The sequence below is a fragment of the Colwellia sp. 1_MG-2023 genome (genome assembly GCF_030546755.1).
Lineage (GTDB): Bacteria > Pseudomonadota > Gammaproteobacteria > Enterobacterales > Alteromonadaceae > Thalassotalea_H.
Window position 1 is genome coordinate 123136 of record NZ_JAUOPE010000011.1, and the last position, 25075, is coordinate 148210.

Genomic DNA, 25075 nt, shown 5'->3' on the forward strand with positions numbered 1-25075 from the left:
CAATTTAGAGTAGACCTGAACGAATAAAGTTTATAATACTATGTTTTTATTGCATAAAAGAGCAATAAACTAGATTGGTTCAACCTCAATTAATCGAGCTTTTTCAGACGATTTTTTGTCGTTCACTCGTTATCATTACTACACAAATAATAAGATGAAGTGAAGTTATGGTTATCACAGTTAAGTCGGCATCTCACGTATTTATTCGGACATTATCTTGGCTCATACTTGCCAGTGCGTCTGCTATGTTTAGCGTTAATGCTAGTCAGGCCCCGGTAAAAACCCATGGCCAATTATCCGTGCAGCAAGGAAAAATTGTTGATCAAAAAAACGAAGTAGTTTCTTTAGCCGGACCAAGTTTATTTTGGTCGACAAAAGATAAAGAAGGAGAACCGTTTTATCATCCAAAAACCGTTCAAACAGTAGCCCATGATTGGAATGCTACTATTATTCGAGCGGCAATGTCTGCGCAAGGCGAAGGCAGTTACTTAACTCATCCTGTTCGTCTTCGACAAAAAGTCGAAAGTGTGATTGAGGCTGCCATTGCCGAAAACATATACGTGATTGTTGATTGGCACTCTCATCACGCTGAAGATAATATTGAACAAGCTATCGATTTTTTTGAAAAAATAGCGAGTAAATATCACCAATATCCCAATATTATTTATGAAATTTATAACGAACCGTTGAATAACACCGACTGGTCAACGGTGATCAAGCCTTATGCGGAACAAGTGATTAAGGCCATTAGAGCAATTGATAACAACAATTTAATTATTGTGGGCACACAAACCTGGTCACAAGATGTTGATAAAGCGGCGCAAGATCCGATACTCGGATTCGACAATATTGTTTACTCTTTACATTTTTATGCCGGTACTCATAAAGATGATTTACGCGTAAAAGCAAAAAAGGCGCTTGATGCTGGTTTAGCGCTTTTTGTTTCTGAATGGGGAACCGTGAATGCTAACGGTGATGGTGATATCGCTAAAGAAAGCACCCAACAGTGGCTAAGCTTTATGAAAGAAAATTCGCTATCTCATTGTAGCTGGTCCATTACAAATAAAGACGAAGGCTCGGCGATGCTAAAACCTACCACCACTAAGCTTGGGTCTTGGCAGGACGATGAATTAACGGCTAATGGTATTTACTTAAAAAACATTATCAAAAATTGGTATAAGCCAGTTCATTAGCCGCTAAGTGTGCAACATAGTCATTCAAGTAACTGGGCTTGTTTATCGTATAAACGACTCAGTTACTTTAATGAGTGGCTTAACAACCATTGATAAAAATCACTACTCGCATAAACGCGTTTCCAGGCATCATGTCCCATTTCTTCATGCACAGTGAAACGCACGTTGTTATGCCCTAGCTCTCGCAATTTTTCAATACCGGCATAAAAATACTGAATGTGGACGGCATTATCTCGACCACCGGCAAATTGCCAAACGGGTAGTTGTTGATCGGCAATTGGTTGCATTAAGTCCGGATGTCCCCAACCAACAACAGGGGCAATGGCGGCAAATTTATTTGGATATTGGCTCGCCATAAACCAAGTGCCAAAACCACCATAGCTTAAACCCGTTATGTAAGTTTTATTGTGTTCTACATTGAAGTTAGTGCTTACTTCATCTAAAATATTGATTAAATCTAATTCTACTTTATCCCAACCAAGTGGTAACAAAGGTGATTTATCACTCATATCTTGTAATGATTGCGCTCTTTGAATGGCTTGTTTAGGACGAGATTCACTATTAAGCGGTGTTCCCTGTGCTTGTCTTTGTGGTATATCTGCGAACTTTCTATTATCAATATAACCAATGCCACGTTGATCAAAATCGAACATGTGCAACTGAGGAGAAATAATAATAAAAGGTAAATCTTGCTTTTGGATCCATGCTTGATAAACAGGGCCATGCATTAAAACAAAATCTAATTCACTTTTGCCATTACCGCGTTCGCCATTACCATGCAAAAACATCATCACGGGCCATTTTTTATCTGGCTCTGAGTAATAACCTTTCGGTAAATAGAGAAAATAGTCTCTTTCTTTGTTATTGAGCTGACTAATATAACTTTTTCTAATGAGCTGCTCTGGTGAGGTGTTAACTGTATTGAGGGCGCACGCTGACAATAAATTCAGCGAACAAAATAAGGTAATAAATATATTCGCCTTGGTGCGATTTTTACTATACAAACTTAACCCCCACATTAATCCGTTATATTTGCCCTTTTAAATAGGCTGTTCTTTCTGTTTTGGTAAATTTTTCAATTGCATAACGTAGCATAGTTCTTGGCATATTTTGGTAATGTTTTTGCAAAAAACTCTCTGCTACTTGTTTATCTTTATTACCTATTTCTCTTAGCATCCAACCAACAATTTTATGAATTAAATCATGTTTATCGTTGAGTAAAGTTATTGCCAATAACAAGGCATCCTCGAATTGATGGTTTTTTATAAAGGTATAAGTCGACATCATTGCTATGCGTCTTTCCCATAAGTTGTTAGAAAGGGCTAATTGATGCAATGTTGATTTGTTGCGATTAAGGTAGTATTTACCGAGAATTTTATGTGCCGAACTATCGACAATATCCCAATTATTAATGTATTGAGTATTTGCTAAGTAAGCTTTTACAATTTCAGCTTGCTGCGCTTGATCTTTCTTTGATTGTTCAAAAAGCTCAACAAACAACAACACTGCAAAAAGTCGTATTTCATGGTATTCACTTTTGAGCAAAGCTAACGCATCCTCAATAGTCGCGTGTTTGTATGCTTTTAGTGTTTGACGAAGAATAGGAATACGGATGCCAATGAATTTATCACCTTCTCCGTATTCTCCTTTGGCTGTTTTGAAAAAACGCTGAGAGTGTTGAGCAATTTCCGGATTTCCTGCGTTTAACAGCTGTGTCGTTATTTGCTCAACAAGCATTTCCTAGCCTTTATTAATGTTTCTGATAAGTAAATGTTTCCTTTAACAGAATATTATCTGATGAAGTCCCCAGTTGCACTTCAAATTCTCCCGGCTCTGCTAACCAATCATTGTTATTGGTATCCCAAAAAGATAAATCTCTTTTAGTTAGCGTGATTGATATCTGTTTTGTTTCACCCGGTTGTAAGAACACTTTATCAAATCCTTTCAACTCTTTAGTGGGACGTTCAACACTTGCTGCCATATCATGTAAATATAATTGAACCACTTCAGCGCCGGCCACTTTTCCTGTATTAGTGACGTTTGCCGTTACCTTAATGTTTTCGTCATTAGTGATAGTTTTATTGGCAACTTGAATATCGCTTAAAGCAAAGCTTGTATAAGAAAGGCCATGTCCAAAGGCAAAAGTTGGCTTGATATTTTGTTGTTCAAACCAGCGATAACCGATAAAAACACCTTCGGTATAAAGTGATTCTTCCGCGTTATAGTCATTCAATGCAATAGGGGCGGTATGCGCTAATTTTTCAGGTAAGGTAATCGGCATTTTGCCACTTGGGTTTACTTCACCAAAAAGAATATCAGCAAAAGCGTGACCTGCTTCCATACCGCCATACCAACCCCAAACAATAGCATTGGCTTGTTCAGCCCATGGCATTTCTACCGCTGACCCAGCTACTAAAAATACTACTGTTTTTTCATTTGCTTGCAATAATTTGCCAATAATTTCATCTTGGCTATTGGGGAGTTTCATGTCGGGCCTGTCTATTGATTCCCGATCATCACCATGGCTTAAGCCTCCGAAATAAATCACTGCATCTGCCGCTTTTGCTGCTGCTAAGTATTCTGCTTCTTCGCTAAATAAATTGCCTGGGGCATCCCAGCCTAAAGTAAATGCAGCGTTACCATCATAATTAATTTCAAAGACATACTCTTGATCAGCATTTAACTCAATATTGTGGCTTAATACGCGGCTATCTTTATTCGAAACGTTCAACACGGATTTGTCGTCTATGCCTAAGGTGAAATCACCGACAGCAGATAATTTTAATTGATGAACACCTGATTTTAGCGGCTTAATTGTCGCTTTCATCGTGATGTGCTCAACATTATTTTGCGCTTTTGAAGTAAATGTAGAATCAACAATCCAAGACTCAGACATAAGTTCTTGACGTGCTGCATCTTGATAATATGAAATATTCCAAGCCGGTGTACCTGTCCAATGGCGTGAAGCAACATAATCACTGGCAATAGGAGCTAATACACTGCTGCGGGCACGCATCACAGTAATGTTAACGTCTTCGCCTAGCTGTTCTTTTAAGCCTGCGAGTGGAGTAATTTCATAAAGTGATTTCACTTCAGATGAGCCACCACCTGTGCCATGTTTTTTGTCTGCATTTGGTCCCAACACCAAAATATTCTTTATGGCTTTTTGATCAAGTGGTAAAACGCTTTTCGCGCCAACGATTTCATTTTTAAGTAAAACTACACCTTCAGCGGCAATTTTTCGTGCGGCTTGTTGATGCGCTTTCGTGTTGCGTTGGCCAGGCAAGCGCTTGTCGTCGTACATACCAATGCTATATTGCACGCGTAAAATGCGACGTACTTTATCGTCTAATACTGATTCAGGTATGTTACCCGCTTTAATTTCTTTCAATAAGGGTTGGGCAAGAAAATATTCATCATAGGTAGGAACATCAGTGCCCATTTCTAGATCTAGACCATGCATCGCGGCATCGCGGGTATTAATATCCACATTCCAATCGGTTAATAACACCCCTTTAAAACCCCATTCACCTTTGAGGATATCCATTACTAAATGCTTACTTTGATTAGCATTAGTACCGTAATATTCATTGTAGGCACCCATCATTCCTAGCACATTCGCTTCTTTCACCGCAGCTTCAAAGGCAGGTAAATACACTTCGCGCAAAGTACGTTCATCGGGTTTTGCGTTAACACCTGTGCGATTTAATTCTTGCGTATTTAACGCATAATGTTTGATTGTAGCAGCGACATCATTTTCTTGAATGGCTTTAATTTGAGGCACGACAAGTTTTGCGGCGAGGATAGGGTCTTCACCCATGTATTCAAAATTACGGCCATATAAAGGTAAGCGAGCTAAGTTAACCCCAGGGCCTAAAATAAAATCTTTTTTACGGTCTCGCGCTTCAGCGCCTAATACTTTGCCATGTAAAATCGCCATCTCTTTATCCCAACTAGCGGCAACTGATGTTAAATGAGGTAAGTAGGTTGAGTGATCATCAGTCCAACCGGCAGATGCCCAGTCGTGTCGATTGATTTGATGGCGAACACCGTGCGGCCCATCTGAAAGCCACATTTCTGGAATACCTACACGGTCAATAGCATTGATATGAAACTTGCCACTGGCATGTACTAATGACACTTTTTCTTCCAAGGTTAACTGAGCGAGCATTGCTTCAACATTGGTTTCTACTGTCGCTTGACGAGTCACTTGAGGTTTTTTTGCAGATGCCGTTTCATGTGTATTGTTACTTGCTTTTGAGCAGGCAAAAAGTCCCACAAGAGAAATTACATAGCAACACTGTTTTAGATATTTTGTCATTGTTATACCTGATTTGTTTTAATAATTAACACGCCAATGAAAGCGCTTACATTTATTATATGTAAGAATAATAAATATAGCAAAACCTAGCTTACTAATTTATCTGCTTACGAATAAGTTTTCGTTCAACTTCATCAAAGATCCGAAAATTAAACGTTTAAAAGTTAATATCACTACATAAATAGTAATTTAACTACATTTTCGGTTGTTATAACTGCGTTTACTTGTTTAAATACATTATTTGTTGTAATAATACGACATACAGTAAATAAATAGGTGAACGTATATGACTGATGTAAACCAACAATCAACCGAATTTAATCGCAATGCGTTAAATCAAAATGAATTAACTGAATTTGACTATGATAATTCAGATTTACCTCGCGATTTTGATATTCGTATTGAAAAAGCAGAACAACGTGAAGTATTCGATATTACTTAATACTTATAGCGACTGCTCTCTGTATAAAGCCAAGGCATTTGCGTTATTCAATCTACGCTTGACAGTTTTTTGCAATAAAGTCTTTTTGTAACGGCATTGTCTCAGCCGACTTATCTATCACTGATTTGATATGATCTAATCGGCGTTGAATTTCATGTTCGTCCATAACATCAACCAGTGGATGATAGCCTTGTGGTTGCAAGCCTTGGCCATGCATAACCGCAAGCCATGATGTTTCATTAAACAACTCAACATTCTCTCGGTAAATTCTGCCATTGGATTGATATAAATCTATTTTCGCCTGTAAGCGGTCGGAAACTTTCATATCTCGGCAAAATCGCCAAAACTCTGAATCGTCTCGATCAGTCACTTTATAGTGCAAGACAATAAAATCTTTAATGTATTCGAGCTCAATTTTTGACTGCTGGTTATAGGTATCGATATCAATTTGATCAAAACCGTTGTGCGGAAACAAGCCCATAAATTTAGCAATCGCACTTTGGATCAAATGAAGGCCAGTAGATTCTAAAGGTTCAACAAAACCAGCAGATAAACCTATTGCGATACAGTTTTTATTCCAGCCTTGTTTACGCATACCGGTTTTCCATCGTAAAAAGTTTGGTTTGGATAAGGGTTCATTTTCCATTTGTTCGGTCAATATTTTAACCGCTTCATCATCACTTAGATATTTACTTGAATACACATAACCATTGCCGATGCGATGTTGTAAAGGAATGCGCCATGTCCAACCAACTTTTTGGGCGGTGGACTGTGTAAAAGGTTTTAAATTTTCTGGTTCTTTTGCCATACAAGGCATAGCAACGGCGCTATCACAAGGTAGTTCATCACTCCAATCGATAAACCCCGTTTTTAGGGCGCCTTCAATTAACAAGCCTTTGAAACCGGTGCAGTCAATGAATAAATCCCCTTCAATTCTCTCACCACTTTCTAGTTTGATTGAATCGATAAAGCCGTCGCTATTGCGTAATAACACATCTACGACTTTTCCTTCTTGGCGTTTCACGCCACGCTCGGTTGAATAATCACGTAAATAGTCGGCGTACAAAGTTGCGTCAAAATGAAAGGCATAGTTAATTTCTGAAAGAGGAGAATTCCCCATATTTTGCGGTCGCATAAAACGACCTTGTCTGGCTGCTACTGCAGCAAGAGAATATGCTTCGAGATCTGGTACTGTTCCTTGTTGATGCATTTTTAGCCAATAGTGATGAAATTGTATTGCGTCCATACCTTTGCCATGATCGCCAAAAGGGTGCATATACCCACCACCATTTTTGGTCCAATCAATAAATTCGATACCTAACTTAAATGTCCCTTTGGTTTTCTTAATAAAGTCATTTTCATCTATGCCTAAAATTCGATTAAATAATGAAATTTGTGGAATAGTTGCTTCGCCTACAGATACAGTACCAATGGCGTCAGACTCGATTAATTGTATCTGGCAGTAATCTTTTCCTAATACTTTGGCCAGTGTTGCCGCGGTCATCCAACCGGCAGTACCACCACCGACGATCACTATTTTTTTTAAGTTGTTATTTTTTGCCGACATAAGCATTCCAAAATTATTTGATGTAAAGGTGCTAACACTCAATAACATAAAGTAAAAAGCCGATACTCAATAATGAATACCGACTTTCACTAATACGATTATGTATGAGGGAAGTTACATTAATCGTATAATCTCACCTTAAAATGTGCCACGAACTACGAAACTGTAGCGTCGGTCGTTAGTAAACCAAGAGCGTGTTTTTTTATCGCCCGCTTGGTTTATTTGCATCATCGTTTCGGTAATATTGTTATTTAAGTTAGTGCCTTGAATACCGATTTTCCAGTTTTCAGTAACATCCCAAAATAACGATGCATCAAGTTGCCCATTCGCTTGGTTGTAAATAGGTAATGTAGTAATTACGTCACGCGTAGTCAGTAAATACTCTGAACGCCAGTTATAAGCAATGCGCCCTGATAAACCATCTTTTTCATATAATAAGGCGGCATTGGCATTTTTCTCCGATAAACCTTCAAGCGGCAAATCATCAAAAGCAAAATCAGCTGACTCACTACTATCAGGATTAGAATCACTTAACCCCGCATTTGGTGAGCCATCTTCATTAATGTGCGTGTAGTTTAACTGAACACCTAAACCAGATAATGCGCCAGGTAAAGTATCAAAGAACTGCTGATAAGCAATTTCGTAGCCTTTAATCGTACCTTTATCACCGTTTGTTGCGCCAGATACTTGAACGGTTTGAGTTGCACCATTGTTCGTATAATCTCGTTCAGTAACGCCATTGATGAAGTAATTACTTAAATCTTTATAAAAGAGTGAAAAAGTTAAAGACCCTGCCTCAGCAAAGTACCACTCTAATGATAAATCGTAATTATATGACTCCATTGGTTTTAAATAAGGATTGCCCGAATTTGCCGTATAACGATCATAAGCCATAGAAATAATTTCAGGTTGACCTGTTACAGGATTAATATCATTACCAAAAGTAATCACGTTATCCTCTCCGCTGATATCAACATAATTACGTAAATTTCCTAACGAAGGCAAAGCAATGGCTTCAGAAAAACCAAAGCGGAATAATAGCTCATCACTTAAGTTTAATTTGAAATTCACGCTTGGGAGTATGTTGGTATATTCACTTGACGCAACTAGGCTTTCAGAGCCAGCATTACCGAAGGCTTTTTGGTCTGCAACGCGGTAGAAATCACCATCAATAGTAACGGTGCCATCGCCATTATCAACTGGATCTTCTGGCACGTTGTCCGGGTAAATAATAAAACCCGCAGTATCGTTTTCTAACTTCACATAACGTAAACCAACATTAGCACTGTAGTCTAAACCGTCGATATCACCTTCGAAATCGAATCTGACGTATGCTGCGGTACTGGTTTCTTTCGTATCGTTAATTTCATTGGGAATAAAATCTCCCGTGGTATCGCCTCGATCCGCTAACGGGTTCCAACCCCAATCAACCGCTTTGGCATTCGCTAATGATGCATTTAAGTTACGATAATCACGTGCTAAATCCATTGATGGGAAGATAAAAGCATTGCCGCCCTCCATTGACAATACGCCACCCCGGGCAAAATTATCAAAGCTGACCGTTTCATGAGGTACATCGGTATCTGAATACCAAATATTGCCTCCGGCCCACGCTTCCGACAATACACCCCAGTTATAATCTGATTGTCGAGTGGTTTGCTCTCGATCAGAATAACGCACACCAAATTGCACAGACTTAATAATGCCTTCATCAAAGGTATATTCTGCATCTAATTGCGTGGCAAACTCTTCACCTTCATTATCTGAAACATGGTCCATCGCGCTTCTGAAAAAGTGCTTGGTTGGATCCGTAAATGGGTTAGCTGAAGTATCACTACCTTCGCCATCATAACCTGGATGATATAAGGTTATATCTGCAACACCACTACCGGTAAGATCCATGCCGACTACAGCCCGGGTAGCACCCATAACAGAAACATCTTCAATTTCCATCGTTGAGTCAACATATTGCACATCAAAGTTAAATGCCCAAGAATCATTTGGCGTAAATTTCGCGTTAAAGCTGTAGTCATTTACGATTGATTCTTCAATGCGAGAACGCGACTGCATAGTATGTTGCATGCCGTAACGTTGAGGGTTGCCATCACCACGCCATCCTGCTTCTGAAGTAATAACGCCGCTTTCAAAATAACCATTTTCATCAAATTCAAATTCAGTACCTGCAACGGGCAGCATATTTGAATGTGAATCAGCGTCATCCATTTCCATGACGCTTTCACCCCAAGAAAGGCCGGCTTCAGAGCGAATATATTCACCTGTTAATAAAATGGTTTTATCGGTATTTTCCCACTGTAAAGATGTCGCAAAACCTTCACGAGTACGATCATCTAACTTTTTACTTAAACGAGTGGAGCGTGGAATATATTTTGAATTATCCCAGCTTTGCATTTCATATAGTCCAACTTGAACACCATTAGACTCAACTTTCATTTCAGAATTAGAATAGTTAACTAAAAAACCTAAACGTCCTGAGTCGAGTTGCCAAATATCGCTAAATAACGCAGAAAAAGTTGGTGAGGTTTGTTCACGTAAATCGGTGTAGGTGGCATCGGCACTAAAAGCAAAAACTCGTCCATCGGCATCAAATGCTTTACGGGTATTGAGATTAACGGTACCGGCAATTCCTCCTTCAATCATATCGGCAGTTTGGTTTTTAAATATTTCAACCGACCCCATGAGCTCAGGGGAAACATCTTCAAAGCTTAAGCCTCGGCCTGAGTCAGCTGAAAAAGTATCTCTGCCATTAAATTCACTACGTACATGGGTTAAACCACGAACAACAACACCGCCGCCTTCAACACCAAAATGGTCTGGATCATCAGCAGCTGCGAAGCGTTCAATGGCTACCCCTGGCATTCTTGAAATCGCTTCAAGCACACTTCTGTCGGGTAACGATCCCATATCTTCAGCGGAAATAGCATCTAATACGGTATCTGCTTCCATTTTCATATTTTGCGCTGAAATTAAATTGCCACGTTGGCCTTTAACTTCAATAACTTCGATATCTTCTTGTTTTATCTGTTCTTCAGCGTGAACGGCTGTTGATGAAAGGCCAACAATTGCAGAGGCGATCAAAGAATATTTGAAGACACTTCCTTTATTGTGGCGATTTGAATTTTGTCGTTGAGAATGATTTCTCATGGTGCGAACTCCCCAAATGTTAATGCAGCGTTATAGCGCTTGCTTATATTTTTTTGTTTTCAGGGTCTACGTTAAAGTGATGAACGGCAAGAGTCGTTCAAAGAAAATGAATTTAAGGAGTTTGAACGTTCAACTTTAAACAATACGTATAAATATACGCTTGTAATTGATGATGTTCAGTTTTTAACTGATTGAAATATAGTAGGAAATAAAAAACGCTATCAATAAAATTAATAGCGTTATTTATTAGATGATAAATATCGAAAAGTTGATTTATACGCGTGCTAGTTCTGCCTTCAGCTCGTCTTTATCAATGATATTTTTATCCGTTTGTATTAATGGCAGTGATTTTTTGTAAATCACTCGGCTTGGGATCATATAAGAAGCTAAGTGTTTTTTAAGTTCGAAGATAATTTCTTCTTCAGATATCTCGCTGGCGGCAGAATACACCATAATAATCTCTTCTTCGATGAGTTCATTATCGAGTCCAAACACTGCACATTGCTCAATTTGAGGGATGTTTTTTGCGACAACTGATTCAACTTCATAAGGTGACACCCTAAAACCACGAGTTTTTATCATATCGTCATGTCTTGAAACAAAGTAAAAATAGCCTTCTTCGTCTTTATAAACATAATCACCTGTTGCCACGACAATTTCATCGGTTAATTGCCCTTCCAGTTTTATTACGTCTTTTAAAATATCGACCGACTTAAACCGTAAAGCATTTTGTTCGGGTGCATTCCAAAAGCCTTTGTAAATGTAACCACCTCGATGAATCATTTCACCGACTTCTCGCACGGCACATTCTTTACCTTCTTCATTAATCACATAAAGCTCAACGTCGGCTATAGGTTTACCGATAGAGTCAGGGCGAATTTGCACTTGTGAAGGGTCTAAATACGTTGAACGAAAGGCTTCTGTTAAGCCATGCATCGAATAAAACTTAGCCTCAGAAAAAGTGTTTTTGCAGTCGTTGATCATTTTCTCAGTGACATTGCCGCCTGAAGAGGTAATGGTTTTAACATGAGAAAATAGTTCTGCACTTGGTGTTCTTTGCGTTGCATCTTCAAACATTTGAGAAATATTCACCGGCATTAACGGTAGCACAGTCACTTTGTCGTTAATGACATGATTAAAAAAGTCATCCGGCAAAATAAATAAATGTAACGCTAACGTCGCTTTTTTATAAAGCGTACAAAATATTTGGTTCAGGCCGTAATCTAAATTAAATATCAAAGTACCTGAGATCACATCGTCTTGTTCTAGCGCTAAGTATTGTGAAACCACTCGTGCCGAATCAATTAAGTTACGATGAGAAATAACAATGCCTTTAGGGCGACCTGACATACCAAACGAATACGTGATAACGGCACTACTATAACTATTAATATTGCAGTGATAAGGCTTGTTATAATATTTGAAAATTTCTTCAAACGACGCCATATCGTTATTGGTGGTTTGATACGAGATCACTTTGCCAGAGAAGTTTATTTCTTCAATACTTTCAAGTTGTTGCTTATCAGTAATAATGCATTGTATGCCGCAATCGTTAATAATATATTCAACTTGTTCAGGCTTTAATAACTTAGTGAGCGGCACTAAAATATAGTCGGTTGATAAAATCGCTAAAATGGCAATTACTTGTTCAATACTTTTGCTTGAATAGATACCAATACGTGAATCTTTAGGTAAATCGAGTTCTTTCAAATAAAAAGCGACTTGATTCACTTTGGCAAAAAGCTCCTCATAAGTCATTGATTTTTCGTTATATACGATCGCGGTTTTATCGCTATGGGTATTTACCGCATTTTCAAGAAGCGTTCTAATACAGTTTATTGACATGCTGCTTTTCCTTTGGCACCTAATGTCCAGATATCATAATTACTATCTAGTACAGTCGCAGGATTGTGATCTGAATTCATAATTTTCTTATAAAAGAAGGAGATAATATCTTCAATTTCTTCTACGGTGAGCACTTTCGTGATCCCCCCAGTTAAAACAAAAGAGTTCACAGATAATAATTTTAGATTAACATAAGCTTTTTTGTAATGTGATATTTTGCATAGAACCAAAAAAATGGCTAATTGCATCAATATTTTAGTGGCTTTCTCGCTTTGTTCTTCAAAGATATTTTCTGTGACTTTTAAGTGCATTAATAGCTCATAAACAAATTCGTTATTTTTTGCGACAAAAATTAACGACTGCTTCGACTTATAAACCCCTAACTTCTTGAATACTAAACGATCATATTCATTTTCGGTAACAATATTTTCATCAACTAAATCTTTTGAGTAATGAATATCGGTCGTCGCGCCGCCAATATCTAATAAAACAAACGGGTTAACCACTGAATATTTTGAGCCGATAAAGGGTAAGGCTTTATTGACCACATAAGGGGTAGAAAATATTTGATTATCGGTAATATCGTATAAGTCTTTAATGTCTTCTTTACCTTCAATATCTTGTTGATAAAGGTTAGTTAAATATTCTTTTAAGTCATCTTCAACAATATGCAGTCGGTCATCAATAATATTAGGCAATACCACTACATCGTTAATATTGTCTTTTATGATCGGAGCATCACTCTCACTACCAACATAAACAATATTTGAGTAATTCAGCTTTTCTAAATAACGAAACAAATCATCAGAAAAATTATCTGCGTTTGAATTAATGCCGCCCGTAATAATCACCACATCAATTAAATCGCTTGGTACCGAATACGTTTCAATGTTTTGAAACAGTACTGTGTCAATAATGTTGATGCCAGAATTAAAGGCGATATTGGTTGCATATTTTAATGAAAAAGAATGGGTTACACCGATAATAAGTGTACTTAAACCACCATTGGCAGAGGAACAAATATGAATATCTTTTTTATCAAATCGCTCAATTGATTGACCACATTTATGGGTTAAATCATCAATGATAGATTTATTAAAATCACGAAAATGTTGCTCAATACTGTTATTGGTACTTAATTTAAAATAAGTACTGCCGACATCAATTAATAACTTTTCTTGGCCGTTTTCGGCATTTTTTATCTGGCTCATTGCATAATTCCTATGTCATGAATAATGTCGTTAACAATATCTGTAGTATCTTTAGTTAAGTTACATTGCGATTTTTCATAGGCGTAACAACGATCCGGAATTGGCACGTTACCACGTTTAATAATACGAATATTCTTGTTGGCATCACGCACGGTGATCATATTATTATGATTAATAATATGTGGTGAAAATGGTACATCAATGACCCCATTTTTAATGGAGTTAAACACTTTTCGCCATAAGGTGTCAGCAGGATCATTAAATACCGCTTCCATAATAGCTTTCACTTCCAATGTTAGGATTTCTTCTTCTTCTTCATCTACCACATTGGGTAAACCATTTAAAATACCTAAGGAATATTGGGTATTGGCTACGGTTTTAGCGTTCGCTTCTTTGGTTGGAATACCAGAAGCTTCTTCGCGGGTTTTTGTGATGATTTTGTCAGCGCCAACCATTGAAGCAATGACAGTAGATATACTAATTAATTGTTCAGCATAATTTTTGTTCATTGGAAATGCACCCATCCATTGGTGATAAACCAAGTTGATAGCAGCATCGGCACAATTAATTTCAGCGGCATAATGTTTCGCAAGTTTTTTAAGCACTGCCCCTGTGACAATATCCTGATTCATCGAACCTTGCTGAGCAAACGAAACAGAAAACGACTTAACGCCTTCTTCTAACGACAACAACATTTCTAATAATTGAATAACAATTGTGATTGAAGGCGGTACTAACGTGGCGGTTAACGGCCCGAAAGATTCGCGATTAATTGGTTCATTTAATTTTGAGTAATTCGCACAGACGCGCTCAACATATTTCCAATATAAAAATGCTTTGTCTAATGGAAAGTTTTTTGAATAAGGTAAAAGGTAAGTAATTGGCCCACCTTCAATTTCAAAAATACCAGACGCAATTGCGGTTTCAATTAATAAGCGTGCATCTGGCGTACCATGACGTAAACTTACTGGCTTATTAAAGTGAGTGATCATTTTTCGGGTTGTACGATAACCGTGATTCACTAACGGATAGCCATTAAGCATATCGACATCATTTTCTTCACTCAAACGCAGCATTTTCTTTGACGTTGCATAATCGTTAAGGCGAGTATTGGAATCTATGGTAAGCGGTAACACATCAACATTGGCATCGACAAAAAACTCATACAAAGCAAATTGCTTTTTGTAAGTAGGAAAGCCGCCGCGCGGTTGTACCAACATTTTCTTCTGATTTTTAAAATGATGGGAGATAAACAAGTCTTTACTCGCATTAGTAACAAATTCAGCCACTTCAGCAAAATCAAAGCTATCAACGTATTCATTATTAAGAATAATTTCTCTTTCTTCTTGCAACAAACTCATTAGTTTTTACCCACTGCTAATTGTCTTTCTTTGATCATTACTTCTAATGAGTCTAAACCGGTATTTAAATCTACTTGGTGACAAACAATGTCGAAACCATAACCTTTATATCGTGGAATAATGTCATCAGCATTACCTGTACCAACGACTAAATTACCGCCAATCATCATAATGACATCATCAAGTTTTTTATATTTAGCTTTAAGTAGTTGAACTTCGCGACCCCAACCTTCAGCTTCACCATTCAAAGATGAAATCAGTAAAACCTCTGCGCCAGTTTCTATTACCGCGTCAAAAAATTCCTCTAAATAGGTATTTACCCCGAGGTTAAACACTTCAAAACCCCTTGCTTGCAAGGAAAGATCAATTAATCGGTTGGCGACAACATGGATATCATTTCCCACAACGCCTGTAACAACTTTCATATGGTAAATTGCCTAATGTATATACAAGTATATTTATTCAATAATAGTGAATATATAGTATCAAATATTCTAATAAAACACTGCTTTAATGATAGAATACTGGCTTATAAGTAAGAACAGGAAAGATATATGACAATTTTCACGGCAGATCTTTGTGATGAATATAGTGACAAAGTACAGGTTTTAGCGGCTGGTTATCAAAATTATGGTGGAGTAGATAACTGCCATGGTGAAATTATCACCATAAAATTAAACAAAAATAATTCAGATCTTATCACTTTACTACGTGATGAAGATGGCACAGGTAAAGTGGTTGTCGTTGATGTTGAGCAAGAATATTTTGCGGTTGTGGGTGAAAACTTAATGAAGTTTGCGCATCAAAATAATTATGCCGGCATTGTGATTAATGGTTATGTTCGAGACACTTTTCAAATAACCGATATTCCTGTCGCGCTATTTGCGTTAGGAACCTGCCCACGAAAATCAATTCCGGTAACTTCAGGCGAACGCGCAGTTAAACTGGCCTTTGGTGGTGTTGAGTTTAATCAAGGTGATTATCTTTATGCCGACACCGATGGTGTGATTGTCACAAGCGAAAAAATAGTTTAATCATACTAATTTAATTTATTGATTGATTACACGGATGTGATCTTTTTACAAACCTAATATGAAAGTTAATATTTTTAACTTTTTATTAACATGTTAGTATCAGCACATACAAGGCAGGCTGCCAAATAATTTCAAAAGGATTTATCTATGTTATTTCGCTGTTATTTAACAATAATATATACATCACTTCTCTCTTTCGCTTTAATTTCTTGCGGTGGAGGAAGCTCAACAACAACACCTAAAACTGAAGAAGTTACGGTAACTCCCCCTGCAACGAACACCTTTTCAACACAAGTTATTTATCGCAATGCATGTGATATGGCTATTCCAAGTGAAGGGGCAAAGTTATTAATTCATGATGATGATTTTGATGTTATTGATGTAATAACAGCTGATGACAATGGTTTTTTAACTTACGAAACCACTGATGAGACAATCGACGTTTCAATTATCTTTGGTCAAAAAGATAACTATGATGATTATGTAATCAAAGCTATCACATTAATGCAAAGTCCTGTTACGCAAGTTGCACCAATTTATCAGTCAACATTTTCAACAGAAGGCTGTCATTGCGAAACGATTGAACCTGAATTGATTTCCAATGACATCCAACTTCCTGCAAACAAAACAACATTTAACACACTTAATAGCAATATTCATTATCGAGTTAAGAAGACAGAAATAGGAACTAAGTTTAACGCGAATCTTTGCCAATTAGAAAATGGCAGTTGGCCCGCAATCTATTCTACTTTATGGTTTTGGCAACAAGAAGAATTGCATGGCATAGTGATAGACGATTACCAAATTGAAGACTTATACGAAGGGGAACAAATCTTTGTTTCTGAAAAAGCATCAAATTTAAATTACAGCGTTAGTAATATGGAAAATGAGGAAGATGTTAAGATCTCTCTTAAAGGTATTTTGGATGAAACCATGTATGTAAACCAAAGCTCTTCGCTTGTTTTTGAAAGTTTTCCCATGGATTTCTATCAATTTAGCGCGTCACACTATGAGTCTTATCCTATTGAAAACTCTCTTTACTTAATGAAAGTCACCCAAAATAATACCAAACTTATCAATGATATAAACACAGAAATTTCGTTTGTTATACCTGAATACTCAGATCAGCTTATTATAGAAACATTAACACATGAAGATGGTCGTTATGATTTAACTTCCTTTGACAAGATAAAGGTATTTTCACAATATATAATGTTTCAATATACCAATGGGTACCTTGTAGACTGGGAATATTACGGGCCTGAAATCGGAACTTCAATTTCGGATAAAAAATTGGATATCAGTCAAATTTTTGATGTGGAGTCGTTAGATATTTATAGCGTATTTTTAGAAACAATTAGCGGTTTTGGTATTGATTCTATTAATAATTATGAAGATTACATCAAAAAAGTAAAATTGAACAAACGATATTATTCAATTGGAAGTGAGACTGAAAATATTTCTTCCTTCAGTATACAAAGCTATTAATTTCTTCCCGCTTATAATACAAAAAAGCCATTGTTGAAAACTCAATCAATGGCTTTTTATAATTTGATTTAAGCTTAAAGCACTTTCGCAATCGATTGCGTTAAGTAATCCACATTATCTGATGAAATACCAGCCAAACTAATTCGGCTAGAACCAACGATATAAATGCTGAACTCATCTTGTAAACGTTGCACTTGCGCTTGGTCGATACCTAAGAATGAGAACATGCCGTTTTGGCGAGTGATAAAACTGAAATCGCGCTCAACACCATTTTCTTTTAATTTATCTACTAACAATTGACGCATGTTATTAATGCGATCACGCATTTCTTTTAATTCACCATGCCATTGCGTGGTTAATTCTTGTGAACTTAAAATGGTTTCAACAATTGCCGCGCCATGTGCTGGTGGCATTGAATAAGCAACACGTACCACTGACAGTAACACTGAATTGATAATATCAGCCGCTTCAGCGCTTCTACCAATAATTGAACAAGCGCCAATTCTTTCACGGTATAAACCGAAGTTTTTCGAACAAGAACTACAAATAATCATTTGCTCAACCGTTTCAGCCATTAAGCGTAAACCGTAAGCATCGCTGTCTAAATCAGTACCAAAACCTTGATATGCCATATCTACAACCGGCATAAAACCAACATCTTTTGCAACTTCAGCCACGGCTTGCCATTGTTGTTGATTTAAATCCATACCACTAGGATTATGACAACACGCGTGTAGCAATACAGCGTCTTCTTTTGGAATTTCTTTCAACGCATTGATCATGCCGTCGAAATCTAAACAGTTATTTTCATAATCATAATACGGATAGGTTTTAACAATTAAACCTGCCGCTTCAAATACACCTTTGTGGTTAGCCCATGTTGGGTTACTGACCCAAATGGTTGCGCCAGGCGTACATTTTTTAATAAATTCACCAGCAACACGTAACGCGCCAGTGCCGCCAGGAGTAGAAACCGTACGAATACGATTTTCAGCAATAACCTTGTGATCATCTAAAATAAGCTCAGTCATTTTAGTGTTAAATACTGGTGAGCCTGTTGAGCCTAAATAGGCTTTACTAGCTTCATTATCAACACGAAATTGCTCGGCAACTTTTACACAGTCTAAAACAGGCGTATTACCTACGGCATCTTTATAAATGCCAGCACCTAAATCAATTTTCTTAGGGTTTTGATCGGCTTTAAATTTAATCGATAAACCTAAAATTGGATCGGCGGGTAATTGCTTTAGCTGGGAAAACATAACGATTGATACCTTTTACTGCGTTGATGAATATAGTTAGCGCGGATTATAACTCAAGTTAGAAACAAATTCGTAGTAAAAACTGCAAGAATATACACAAAAAAAGAATAAATAATTACAAAAAAGTGGGTAGTTATGTTTTTCTGTCAATAAGCCTAAAAAATAGCTGCGCTTTAAACATTACCTTCTATTATTTTATTTTCTGCTACTATTTAAATTGTGTGAAATAATTGGTGCTATTAGTGAAATTTATTTGGATATTAATACTATTTTCAACCTCCTCATTTGCAAAAACAATCACTTTAAGTAGAGGGCATGATGCTGCTTTACAAAGTTTTTCAGAGTTAGTTTTGCATGATGCTTATCAAAAAATAGGTATTCAATTAAATATTATTCATACTCCAGTTGGTAGATCATTACTTTTAGCTAACAATGGTGAAGTTGATGGTGAAGTTTCGAGAATTATCAATATAGAAAAGGAATATAAAAACCTAATAAGAGTGCCTGTTCCAATTAATTATGTCGATATAAGGATGTTTTCTTATAATAAAATACTTTTAATGCATAACGCAGATATCAGCAGTTTTTACAGAATAGGCTGTGTTAAAGGCGTTATCTTAATCAAGAAAATAATCAGTGAACTTGATGAAACCTGTCAAAGTGTTACGGGGTTTAAGCAAGCGGTAGCTATGTTAAATCAAAACAAGTTAGATGCTATTTTATTACCGTTATCTGTGGGTTTATATTTTAAAAAAGCAGATTCACAATTTTTTACTAGTTTTTATGGCGACACGTTAGGTTCAGAACCATTATTTCATTATCTGCATAAGAAGCATTATGAATTAGTACCTAAATTAACCGCTATATTGAATGACATGGACATTGATTTTATTACCAAAAGCTACAAAGATAGTTCGGCTCCAACATTAATTGAAAGTAAAAAGTTTATTGATTAAAGTTTCCTATAACTATTGTTCTATAAAACCAAAAATCAACATTTACCTTTTGTCTAGCTTAAGTTCTTTCAAATTATCCACAGCTACTGGTTGACTCTCTTTTTACTAAATTGGGTATATATCTATGCTTAAAATCACTTTTTGATTGTTGGTTGTGGCTAAATTCGATCGCTAGTTTAGCCGCATTTTCTGCCATGATTTCAATAGGGTAATGCATAGTCGTTAACTTAGGTCGTGAATATTGTGACAATAATACATCATCAAAACCAATCACTGAGACATCTTCGGGAATTCGCAAACCGTTATCTTCAAGCACAGAAATAGCACCAATTGCCATCGCATCGTTATAAGCAAAAACGGCTGAAAAAGGTATGTTAAGCGAGAGTAATTGCTGCGCCGCCATTTCTCCCCCTTTTAATGTAGGCTCATGATTAATTTCTTGAATATTGGCTTGCTTAGAATTTAAATTTTCGATGGTTTCTACAAAGCCTTTGCGTCTTAAACTTGGATCTTCAATATCAAAATTACTATTTAATAAAGCAAATTGCGTATGACCTAACGCTAACAAATGTCGAGCTGCTATTTTACCGCCTTCCGTATTTTCTAACCAGATACACCTTTCTTCGATGCTAGGAACTAGGCGGTCAATAAAAATAATACCAGGCACTTTCTTACTCAACTCAATCAGAGTGTCATCAGCTAACTTTTTGCTATGAACCACCATTGACTCACATCTTTGTTCGATAAGTAAGTTAATCGCATTCAGTTCACTTTCACTACTAAAGCCACCGGTACTCAATAACATATGTTGTTTTTTATCACGAGCGATACGTTCAACACCATTGGCTAGCGAAGCAAAAAATGGATCATTTAAGGCAGGAATTACCACACCTAAGGTAGTGTTTTTTTGCTTCACTAAGGCACGCGCATTGGCATTAGGGGTGTAACCTATTTCAGCCATCACTTTTAATACTTTATCTCGCGTTTTATTGCCAACTTTTGGGCCGTTATTTACAACACGTGAAACGGTTGCAATAGATACTCCTGCAATATTGGCAACATCTTTTATTGTCGACAAGGGTAATCGTTTAACCTTTTTTGATATATTTATATTTGCTAACTTAACGATTTATAGTGTTTTGTTCAATAAAAATTAATTGGAGTATTGCAAATAAATAGGTAAACGTTTACATTTCTATCGTGAGTTGCGAATAAAGGCACAAGATGGCAAATATATTTGAGCTAAAAGATCACAGAAATAGTCAATCACAATGACAAAACAGGGTTAATTGCAGATATTTTTGTTGGCAATGCCCCTAAATATAATAAAAAACAGGTAGGTGGGACTAATGAATTTTGAAACTACACTAAGCACCTTAGATAGTGGTGTTTTTATTGTTTATGTCGCGGGGTTACTCATATTAGCCTTGTGGATTTCTCGAAATGAGAAGAGTGAAGGAGCAAATACTGAAGATTACTTTCTTGCCAGTAAAGCACTACCTTGGTGGGCAATTGGTGCTTCGTTAATCGCCTCGAATATTTCGGCAGAGCAAATTATTGGTATGTCGGGTTCGGGTTATGCTTTAGGTATGGCCATTGCTTCCTATGAATGGATGGCAGCCATCACCTTGATTTTAGTCGGTAAATACATGTTGCCTATTTTCTTAGAAAATAAAATATTTACCATGCCGCAATACTTGCAACAAAGATACGATACTCGCGTTAAAACAGTTATGGCGATATTTTGGTTAGCTGTGTATATTTTTGTCAACCTTACCGCTGTTTTATGGTTAGGTGGTTTAGCAATAGAAACGGTAGCAGGCGTTGATTGGATGTACGGCATGATATTTTTAGCTGTTTTTTCAATAGCCTATTCATTGTATGGTGGATTAAAAGCGGTTGCTTATACTGATATACTTCAAGTTACTCTCCTTGTGTTCGGCGGCCTCTTTTTAAGCTATCTTGCTTTAGATGCGCTAGGAGCAGGCTCAGGTATTTTCGCTGGATTTACTCGCATAACAACAGAAATACCTGGGCATTTCGATATGATTTTAAGCCCTGATCATCCTAACTATATGAGTTTACCGGGTCTCTCAGTATTAATTGGTGGCATGTGGGTAATGAACTTTAGTTATTGGGGATTTAATCAGTACATTATTCAACGTGCTTTAGCGGCTAAAAATATCAAAGAGGCGCAAAAGGGAATCGCATTTGCTGCCTATTTAAAGTTACTTATGCCATTGATTGTTGTACTACCGGGTATTGCAGCCGTTATTTTACAACCTGACTTAACTGCACCCGATAAAGCTTATCCATCAATGATGGCATTAATGCCAGAAGGTATTAAAGGCCTTGTTTTTGCTGCCTTAGTGGCGGCAATCGTTTCTTCATTGGCGTCGATGACTAATAGTATTTCAACTATTTTTACCATGGATATTTATCATAAATTTAAGCCAAATCAATCAGAGCAACATTATGTTCGTATTGGCCGCATGGCGGCGTTAGTTTCGCTGTGCATAGCGTTAGTGGTAGCCGAGCCATTATTAGGAAAATTTGAGCAAGCGTTTCAGTATATTCAAGAGTTTACCGGGTTTTTTACCCCTGGCATTGTTGTGATATTTGTTATGGGAATGTTTTGGAAACGTACAACGTCGAATGGAGCCTTAGCTGCTGCTATTGGCTCAGCAGTATTTTCATTAATATTAAAGTTTGCTTGGCCATCACTACCTTTTATGGATCGCGTGGGCTTAGTGTTTTTAACCTGTTTAGCATTATGTTATTTAGTGTCCTTAAAAGGTAATACAGCTAATAGCGATAGCTGTGTTGATATAAAAAGCATCAGCTTTACCACAGAAAAAAGCTTCAATGTCGCTGCTCTTGGCATAACACTGATATTAATAGCACTTTACGCTGCTTGGTGGTAAACAGGCTTAAGTAAATGCGCGACTTTCTAGTGAAGTATCGCGCATTTACTTTAAATATCGAGCGGTTAATTCTTTAATGATTACCTCGTTGAACATATTTAGTCGCTAATAAGTTTTTATTGATTGCTAAAAACAGAAAAGGGACCAAACTACGGGTTCTCGTTTATTTAAGTAAGCTTAAGTAAAGATACGCCAACCAAAGCAAAGAAAACTAAAGAAGTGCAAAGTTTGTGTAAAGATAAGAACTTAATGCTTCAACTTACCTCTATTGCCTCATCTTAAGTTTATTAATAATAGATAGGTAGTATATGAAAGTAAGAGTTGGATTTGGTCGACAAGCGTGTTTAAAAAACTGGTTAGTTGCGTTGGTTGTTTTGGGGGTATCAGCTTGTAATTCAAGTGATAGTGATGATGATAGTAATCAAGGATATATAAAATTCTATAACGCCTCTAAAAACGCGCCGGAAATTTATCTCACTATCGATGAAGATCTTGATACCAGCGAAGATGATGAAACTGAAATCACATTCTCAAGTGTGGCTTATGCTAAAGCATTAGGAACTTATGAAATTGAGATCAATGATTATTTCTATGAGCTCGCTTGGCAAGATGGTGATAGCGCTGTGCGCAGTGAACTTGAAATTATCTATCAAAGTGAGCTTGCCATTGAAAAAAACACATTAAAGTTAGTGGTGCTCAATGATGATGTTACTGCGCCTGATGTCGTTGTTTATAACATTCCAGTGATTGATGATGATGACGATGATACCTATTCATTATTTAATTTTAATGTGTTAAATGTCAGCACTAATAACAATGTCATTGATGTTTATGTGTCTGAATCGGATGAAACATTTAATGAAGCACAATTATTAGGAAGCTACCAAAACAAAGAAATTTCAGACAACCATAAATTTGATCAAGGCAGTTATATTTTTTATATCACTTATGCTGATAGTGATGAAGTGATCTATCAATCAGATGCTGTCGATTATTACTATTCTGCTCAATATATTATGGTGATACGAGAAAATACAGGTGTCGGCTCATCCCCTTTTATCATGGATAAAGTCTCAAATTCTGCCCAAATTGAATACATCGACTATAACGCAGAAGCTCGCTTTCGAGTTTATAACGCTATTCCAGTGAATGATTTACTGCCGGAATATCAAGGAGAGGTAACAGTGCACGTTAACGATATTGATGACTCTCCAGAAATTGAATCATTAACGTTTGGCCAATTAAGTACACCGCTAAACGTTGAAAGTGGTGATTATAGCTTGTCTTTATTAGCCGGTAATAACAACACAGCAATAGTGAGTCATCATTTACTGTCTTTATCAGAAAATGCCAATAAAACGGTATTCTTTTATGCTGACGAAGAGAATGTTGATGATGATAATGACGGCAATGTTGATGAAGACGGCGATGGAATTGTCGATGAAAAAGAAGTAACTATTCATTCTCTGGTTATTGATAGCAGTGATAATACCAGTATTTATGGTCATGAGATTACAGCGGTTAACTTAGCGGATAACGAAGATTTTACGTTAGTGAATATTTACTTTGTTCGAAGTGATGAAACTATTGAAAGTGCTTATTATAACCGCTCTTTTGGTTATGCTGAGCATGAAACTTTGTATTTAAATAACAATACATATCAAGTGTATGTCGTGGCAAAAGAAAATAGCAGCAACATCATTTTAGATTCGTTTGAATTAATCCTCGATGAAGAATCAACCGATCAATTTATCGTAATAGAAAACGATGTAAATTCTGCTACGGGTTATAAAGCAAATACGTTTAGTCGTAGTTCCGACTAACTGCTCATTGTCATTGTAGAGAGTTATATGAATTTACATCTTCAAAATGTAAAACAACAAGTTACTGTGATAGGGAGCCTTTCATTATGTAAAGGCTCTCGGCAAGTAAAAGTCGAAAATAAGGCAGTTAATTTAACAAGTGTAGAGTTTAATTTATTGTCTTTACTTATGAAGCATTCGCCTGAATTGTTGCCAAGGTCAACCATTATTGGGCAGTTATTTCATGGAGATGAAAATAAACAGCACGTGCTAAATATACATATCTCAAATCTTAGAAAGAAGTTGAGAAATTGTTCGAACAGCATTGGCATTCAAGCCATGCGCGGGCAAGGATATTATTTAATTGCAGGAAGATAATGAGTTGTAAATAGTCATAAGGCTTCTAATGAGAAGCCTTATTGATTTCTTTATTTGAATTAGTTCAGACAAGATCTGACATTTCGATTTGAAAAATTGAGAGTTACCCGTTTTGATAAAGGTGTCGAA

19 protein-coding genes are annotated in these 25075 nt (G+C 36.8%); 8 read left to right on the forward strand and 11 right to left on the reverse strand.

Annotated elements, in window-relative coordinates; genetic code table 11:
* The first annotated feature begins 167 nt into the window (after positions 1-167).
* Positions 168-1193 (forward strand): glycoside hydrolase family 5 protein, encoded by a 1026-nt coding sequence (locus Q4493_RS13380; protein WP_303453528.1) that lies wholly within the window; start codon positions 168-170, stop codon positions 1191-1193.
* Positions 1194-1255: 62 nt separating this feature from the next.
* Here the strand turns inward: Q4493_RS13380 and Q4493_RS13385 are convergent, their stop codons facing one another.
* The 3 genes from Q4493_RS13385 to Q4493_RS13395 are packed head-to-tail and all read right to left on the reverse strand — an operon-like array spanning position 1256 to position 5514.
* Positions 1256-2197, reverse strand: a complete 942-nt coding sequence (locus Q4493_RS13385; protein WP_303453531.1) for a prolyl oligopeptidase family serine peptidase — start codon at positions 2195-2197, stop codon at positions 1256-1258.
* Positions 2198-2219: 22 nt separating this feature from the next.
* Positions 2220-2930, reverse strand: coding sequence for a DNA alkylation repair protein (locus Q4493_RS13390; protein WP_303453533.1), 711 nt, complete (start codon positions 2928-2930; stop codon positions 2220-2222).
* Between the two features lie 13 nt (positions 2931-2943).
* Entirely contained in the window at positions 2944-5514 is a 2571-nt protein-coding gene (locus Q4493_RS13395) for a glycoside hydrolase family 3 C-terminal domain-containing protein (protein WP_368506786.1), read from the reverse strand.
* Positions 5515-5800: 286 nt separating this feature from the next.
* Here Q4493_RS13395 and Q4493_RS13400 point away from each other — a divergent pair, with 286 nt between their 5' ends.
* A complete protein-coding gene (locus Q4493_RS13400) occupies positions 5801-5956 on the forward strand; it encodes a hypothetical protein (RefSeq protein ID WP_303453536.1) in 156 nt (51 codons plus the stop codon).
* 52 nt (positions 5957-6008) lie between these two features.
* On the opposite strand, the gene Q4493_RS13405 is transcribed toward Q4493_RS13400, so the two are convergent.
* The 6 genes from Q4493_RS13405 to glmS all read right to left on the reverse strand — a co-directional run bounded on the left by Q4493_RS13405 (position 6009) and on the right by glmS (position 15527).
* The gene (locus tag Q4493_RS13405; protein WP_303453539.1) at positions 6009-7523 is read right to left on the reverse strand and encodes a tryptophan halogenase family protein; all 1515 of its coding nucleotides are present in this window, start codon (positions 7521-7523) and stop codon (positions 6009-6011) included.
* A 138-nt stretch (positions 7524-7661) separates the two neighbouring features.
* Positions 7662-10685: a TonB-dependent receptor gene (locus Q4493_RS13410; protein WP_303453542.1), complete on the reverse strand. Its 3024-nt coding sequence runs from the start codon at positions 10683-10685 to the stop codon at positions 7662-7664.
* Between the two features lie 273 nt (positions 10686-10958).
* On the reverse strand, positions 10959-12530 hold the full coding sequence (locus tag Q4493_RS13415) for an AMP-binding protein (RefSeq protein WP_303453544.1): 1572 nt from the start codon (positions 12528-12530) through the stop codon (positions 10959-10961).
* Positions 12521-13741 (reverse strand): glutamate mutase L, encoded by a 1221-nt coding sequence (locus Q4493_RS13420; RefSeq protein ID WP_303453545.1) that lies wholly within the window; start codon positions 13739-13741, stop codon positions 12521-12523. The genes Q4493_RS13415 and Q4493_RS13420 overlap by 10 nt, the downstream gene beginning before the upstream one ends.
* The gene (locus Q4493_RS13425; RefSeq protein WP_303453547.1) at positions 13738-15102 is read right to left on the reverse strand and encodes a hypothetical protein; all 1365 of its coding nucleotides are present in this window, start codon (positions 15100-15102) and stop codon (positions 13738-13740) included. Before Q4493_RS13425 ends, Q4493_RS13420 begins: the two co-directional genes overlap by 4 nt.
* Positions 15102-15527 (reverse strand): methylaspartate mutase subunit S, encoded by a 426-nt coding sequence (gene glmS / locus Q4493_RS13430; RefSeq protein WP_303453549.1) that lies wholly within the window; start codon positions 15525-15527, stop codon positions 15102-15104. Before glmS ends, Q4493_RS13425 begins: the two co-directional genes overlap by 1 nt.
* Positions 15528-15656: 129 nt before the next feature.
* On the opposite strand from glmS, the gene rraA reads away from it, so the two are divergent.
* Both rraA and Q4493_RS13440 read left to right on the forward strand, forming a co-directional pair.
* The gene (gene rraA, locus Q4493_RS13435; RefSeq protein WP_303453551.1) at positions 15657-16136 is read left to right on the forward strand and encodes a ribonuclease E activity regulator RraA; all 480 of its coding nucleotides are present in this window, start codon (positions 15657-15659) and stop codon (positions 16134-16136) included.
* Positions 16137-16283: 147 nt separating this feature from the next.
* On the forward strand, positions 16284-17624 hold the full coding sequence (locus tag Q4493_RS13440) for a hypothetical protein (protein WP_303453553.1): 1341 nt from the start codon (positions 16284-16286) through the stop codon (positions 17622-17624).
* Positions 17625-17698: 74 nt separating this feature from the next.
* On the opposite strand, the gene Q4493_RS13445 is transcribed toward Q4493_RS13440, so the two are convergent.
* The gene (locus Q4493_RS13445) at positions 17699-18886 is read right to left on the reverse strand and encodes an amino acid aminotransferase (protein WP_303453555.1); all 1188 of its coding nucleotides are present in this window, start codon (positions 18884-18886) and stop codon (positions 17699-17701) included.
* Between the two features lie 242 nt (positions 18887-19128).
* Between Q4493_RS13445 and Q4493_RS13450 the strand changes: the two genes are divergently transcribed.
* Positions 19129-19842, forward strand: a complete 714-nt coding sequence (locus tag Q4493_RS13450) for a transporter substrate-binding domain-containing protein (RefSeq protein WP_303453557.1) — start codon at positions 19129-19131, stop codon at positions 19840-19842.
* A gap of 73 nt (positions 19843-19915) precedes the next feature.
* On the opposite strand, the gene Q4493_RS13455 is transcribed toward Q4493_RS13450, so the two are convergent.
* On the reverse strand, positions 19916-20920 hold the full coding sequence (locus Q4493_RS13455) for a LacI family DNA-binding transcriptional regulator (protein ID WP_303453559.1): 1005 nt from the start codon (positions 20918-20920) through the stop codon (positions 19916-19918).
* A gap of 271 nt (positions 20921-21191) precedes the next feature.
* On the opposite strand from Q4493_RS13455, the gene Q4493_RS13460 reads away from it, so the two are divergent.
* From Q4493_RS13460 to Q4493_RS13470, 3 genes are all read left to right on the forward strand, one after another.
* The gene (locus tag Q4493_RS13460; RefSeq protein ID WP_303453561.1) at positions 21192-22766 is read left to right on the forward strand and encodes a sodium/sugar symporter; all 1575 of its coding nucleotides are present in this window, start codon (positions 21192-21194) and stop codon (positions 22764-22766) included.
* Between the two features lie 308 nt (positions 22767-23074).
* Positions 23075-24589 (forward strand): hypothetical protein, encoded by a 1515-nt coding sequence (locus Q4493_RS13465; RefSeq protein WP_303453563.1) that lies wholly within the window; start codon positions 23075-23077, stop codon positions 24587-24589.
* A 27-nt stretch (positions 24590-24616) separates the two neighbouring features.
* Entirely contained in the window at positions 24617-24946 is a 330-nt protein-coding gene (locus tag Q4493_RS13470; RefSeq protein ID WP_303453565.1) for a winged helix-turn-helix domain-containing protein, read from the forward strand.
* Positions 24947-25075 lie beyond the last annotated feature (129 nt).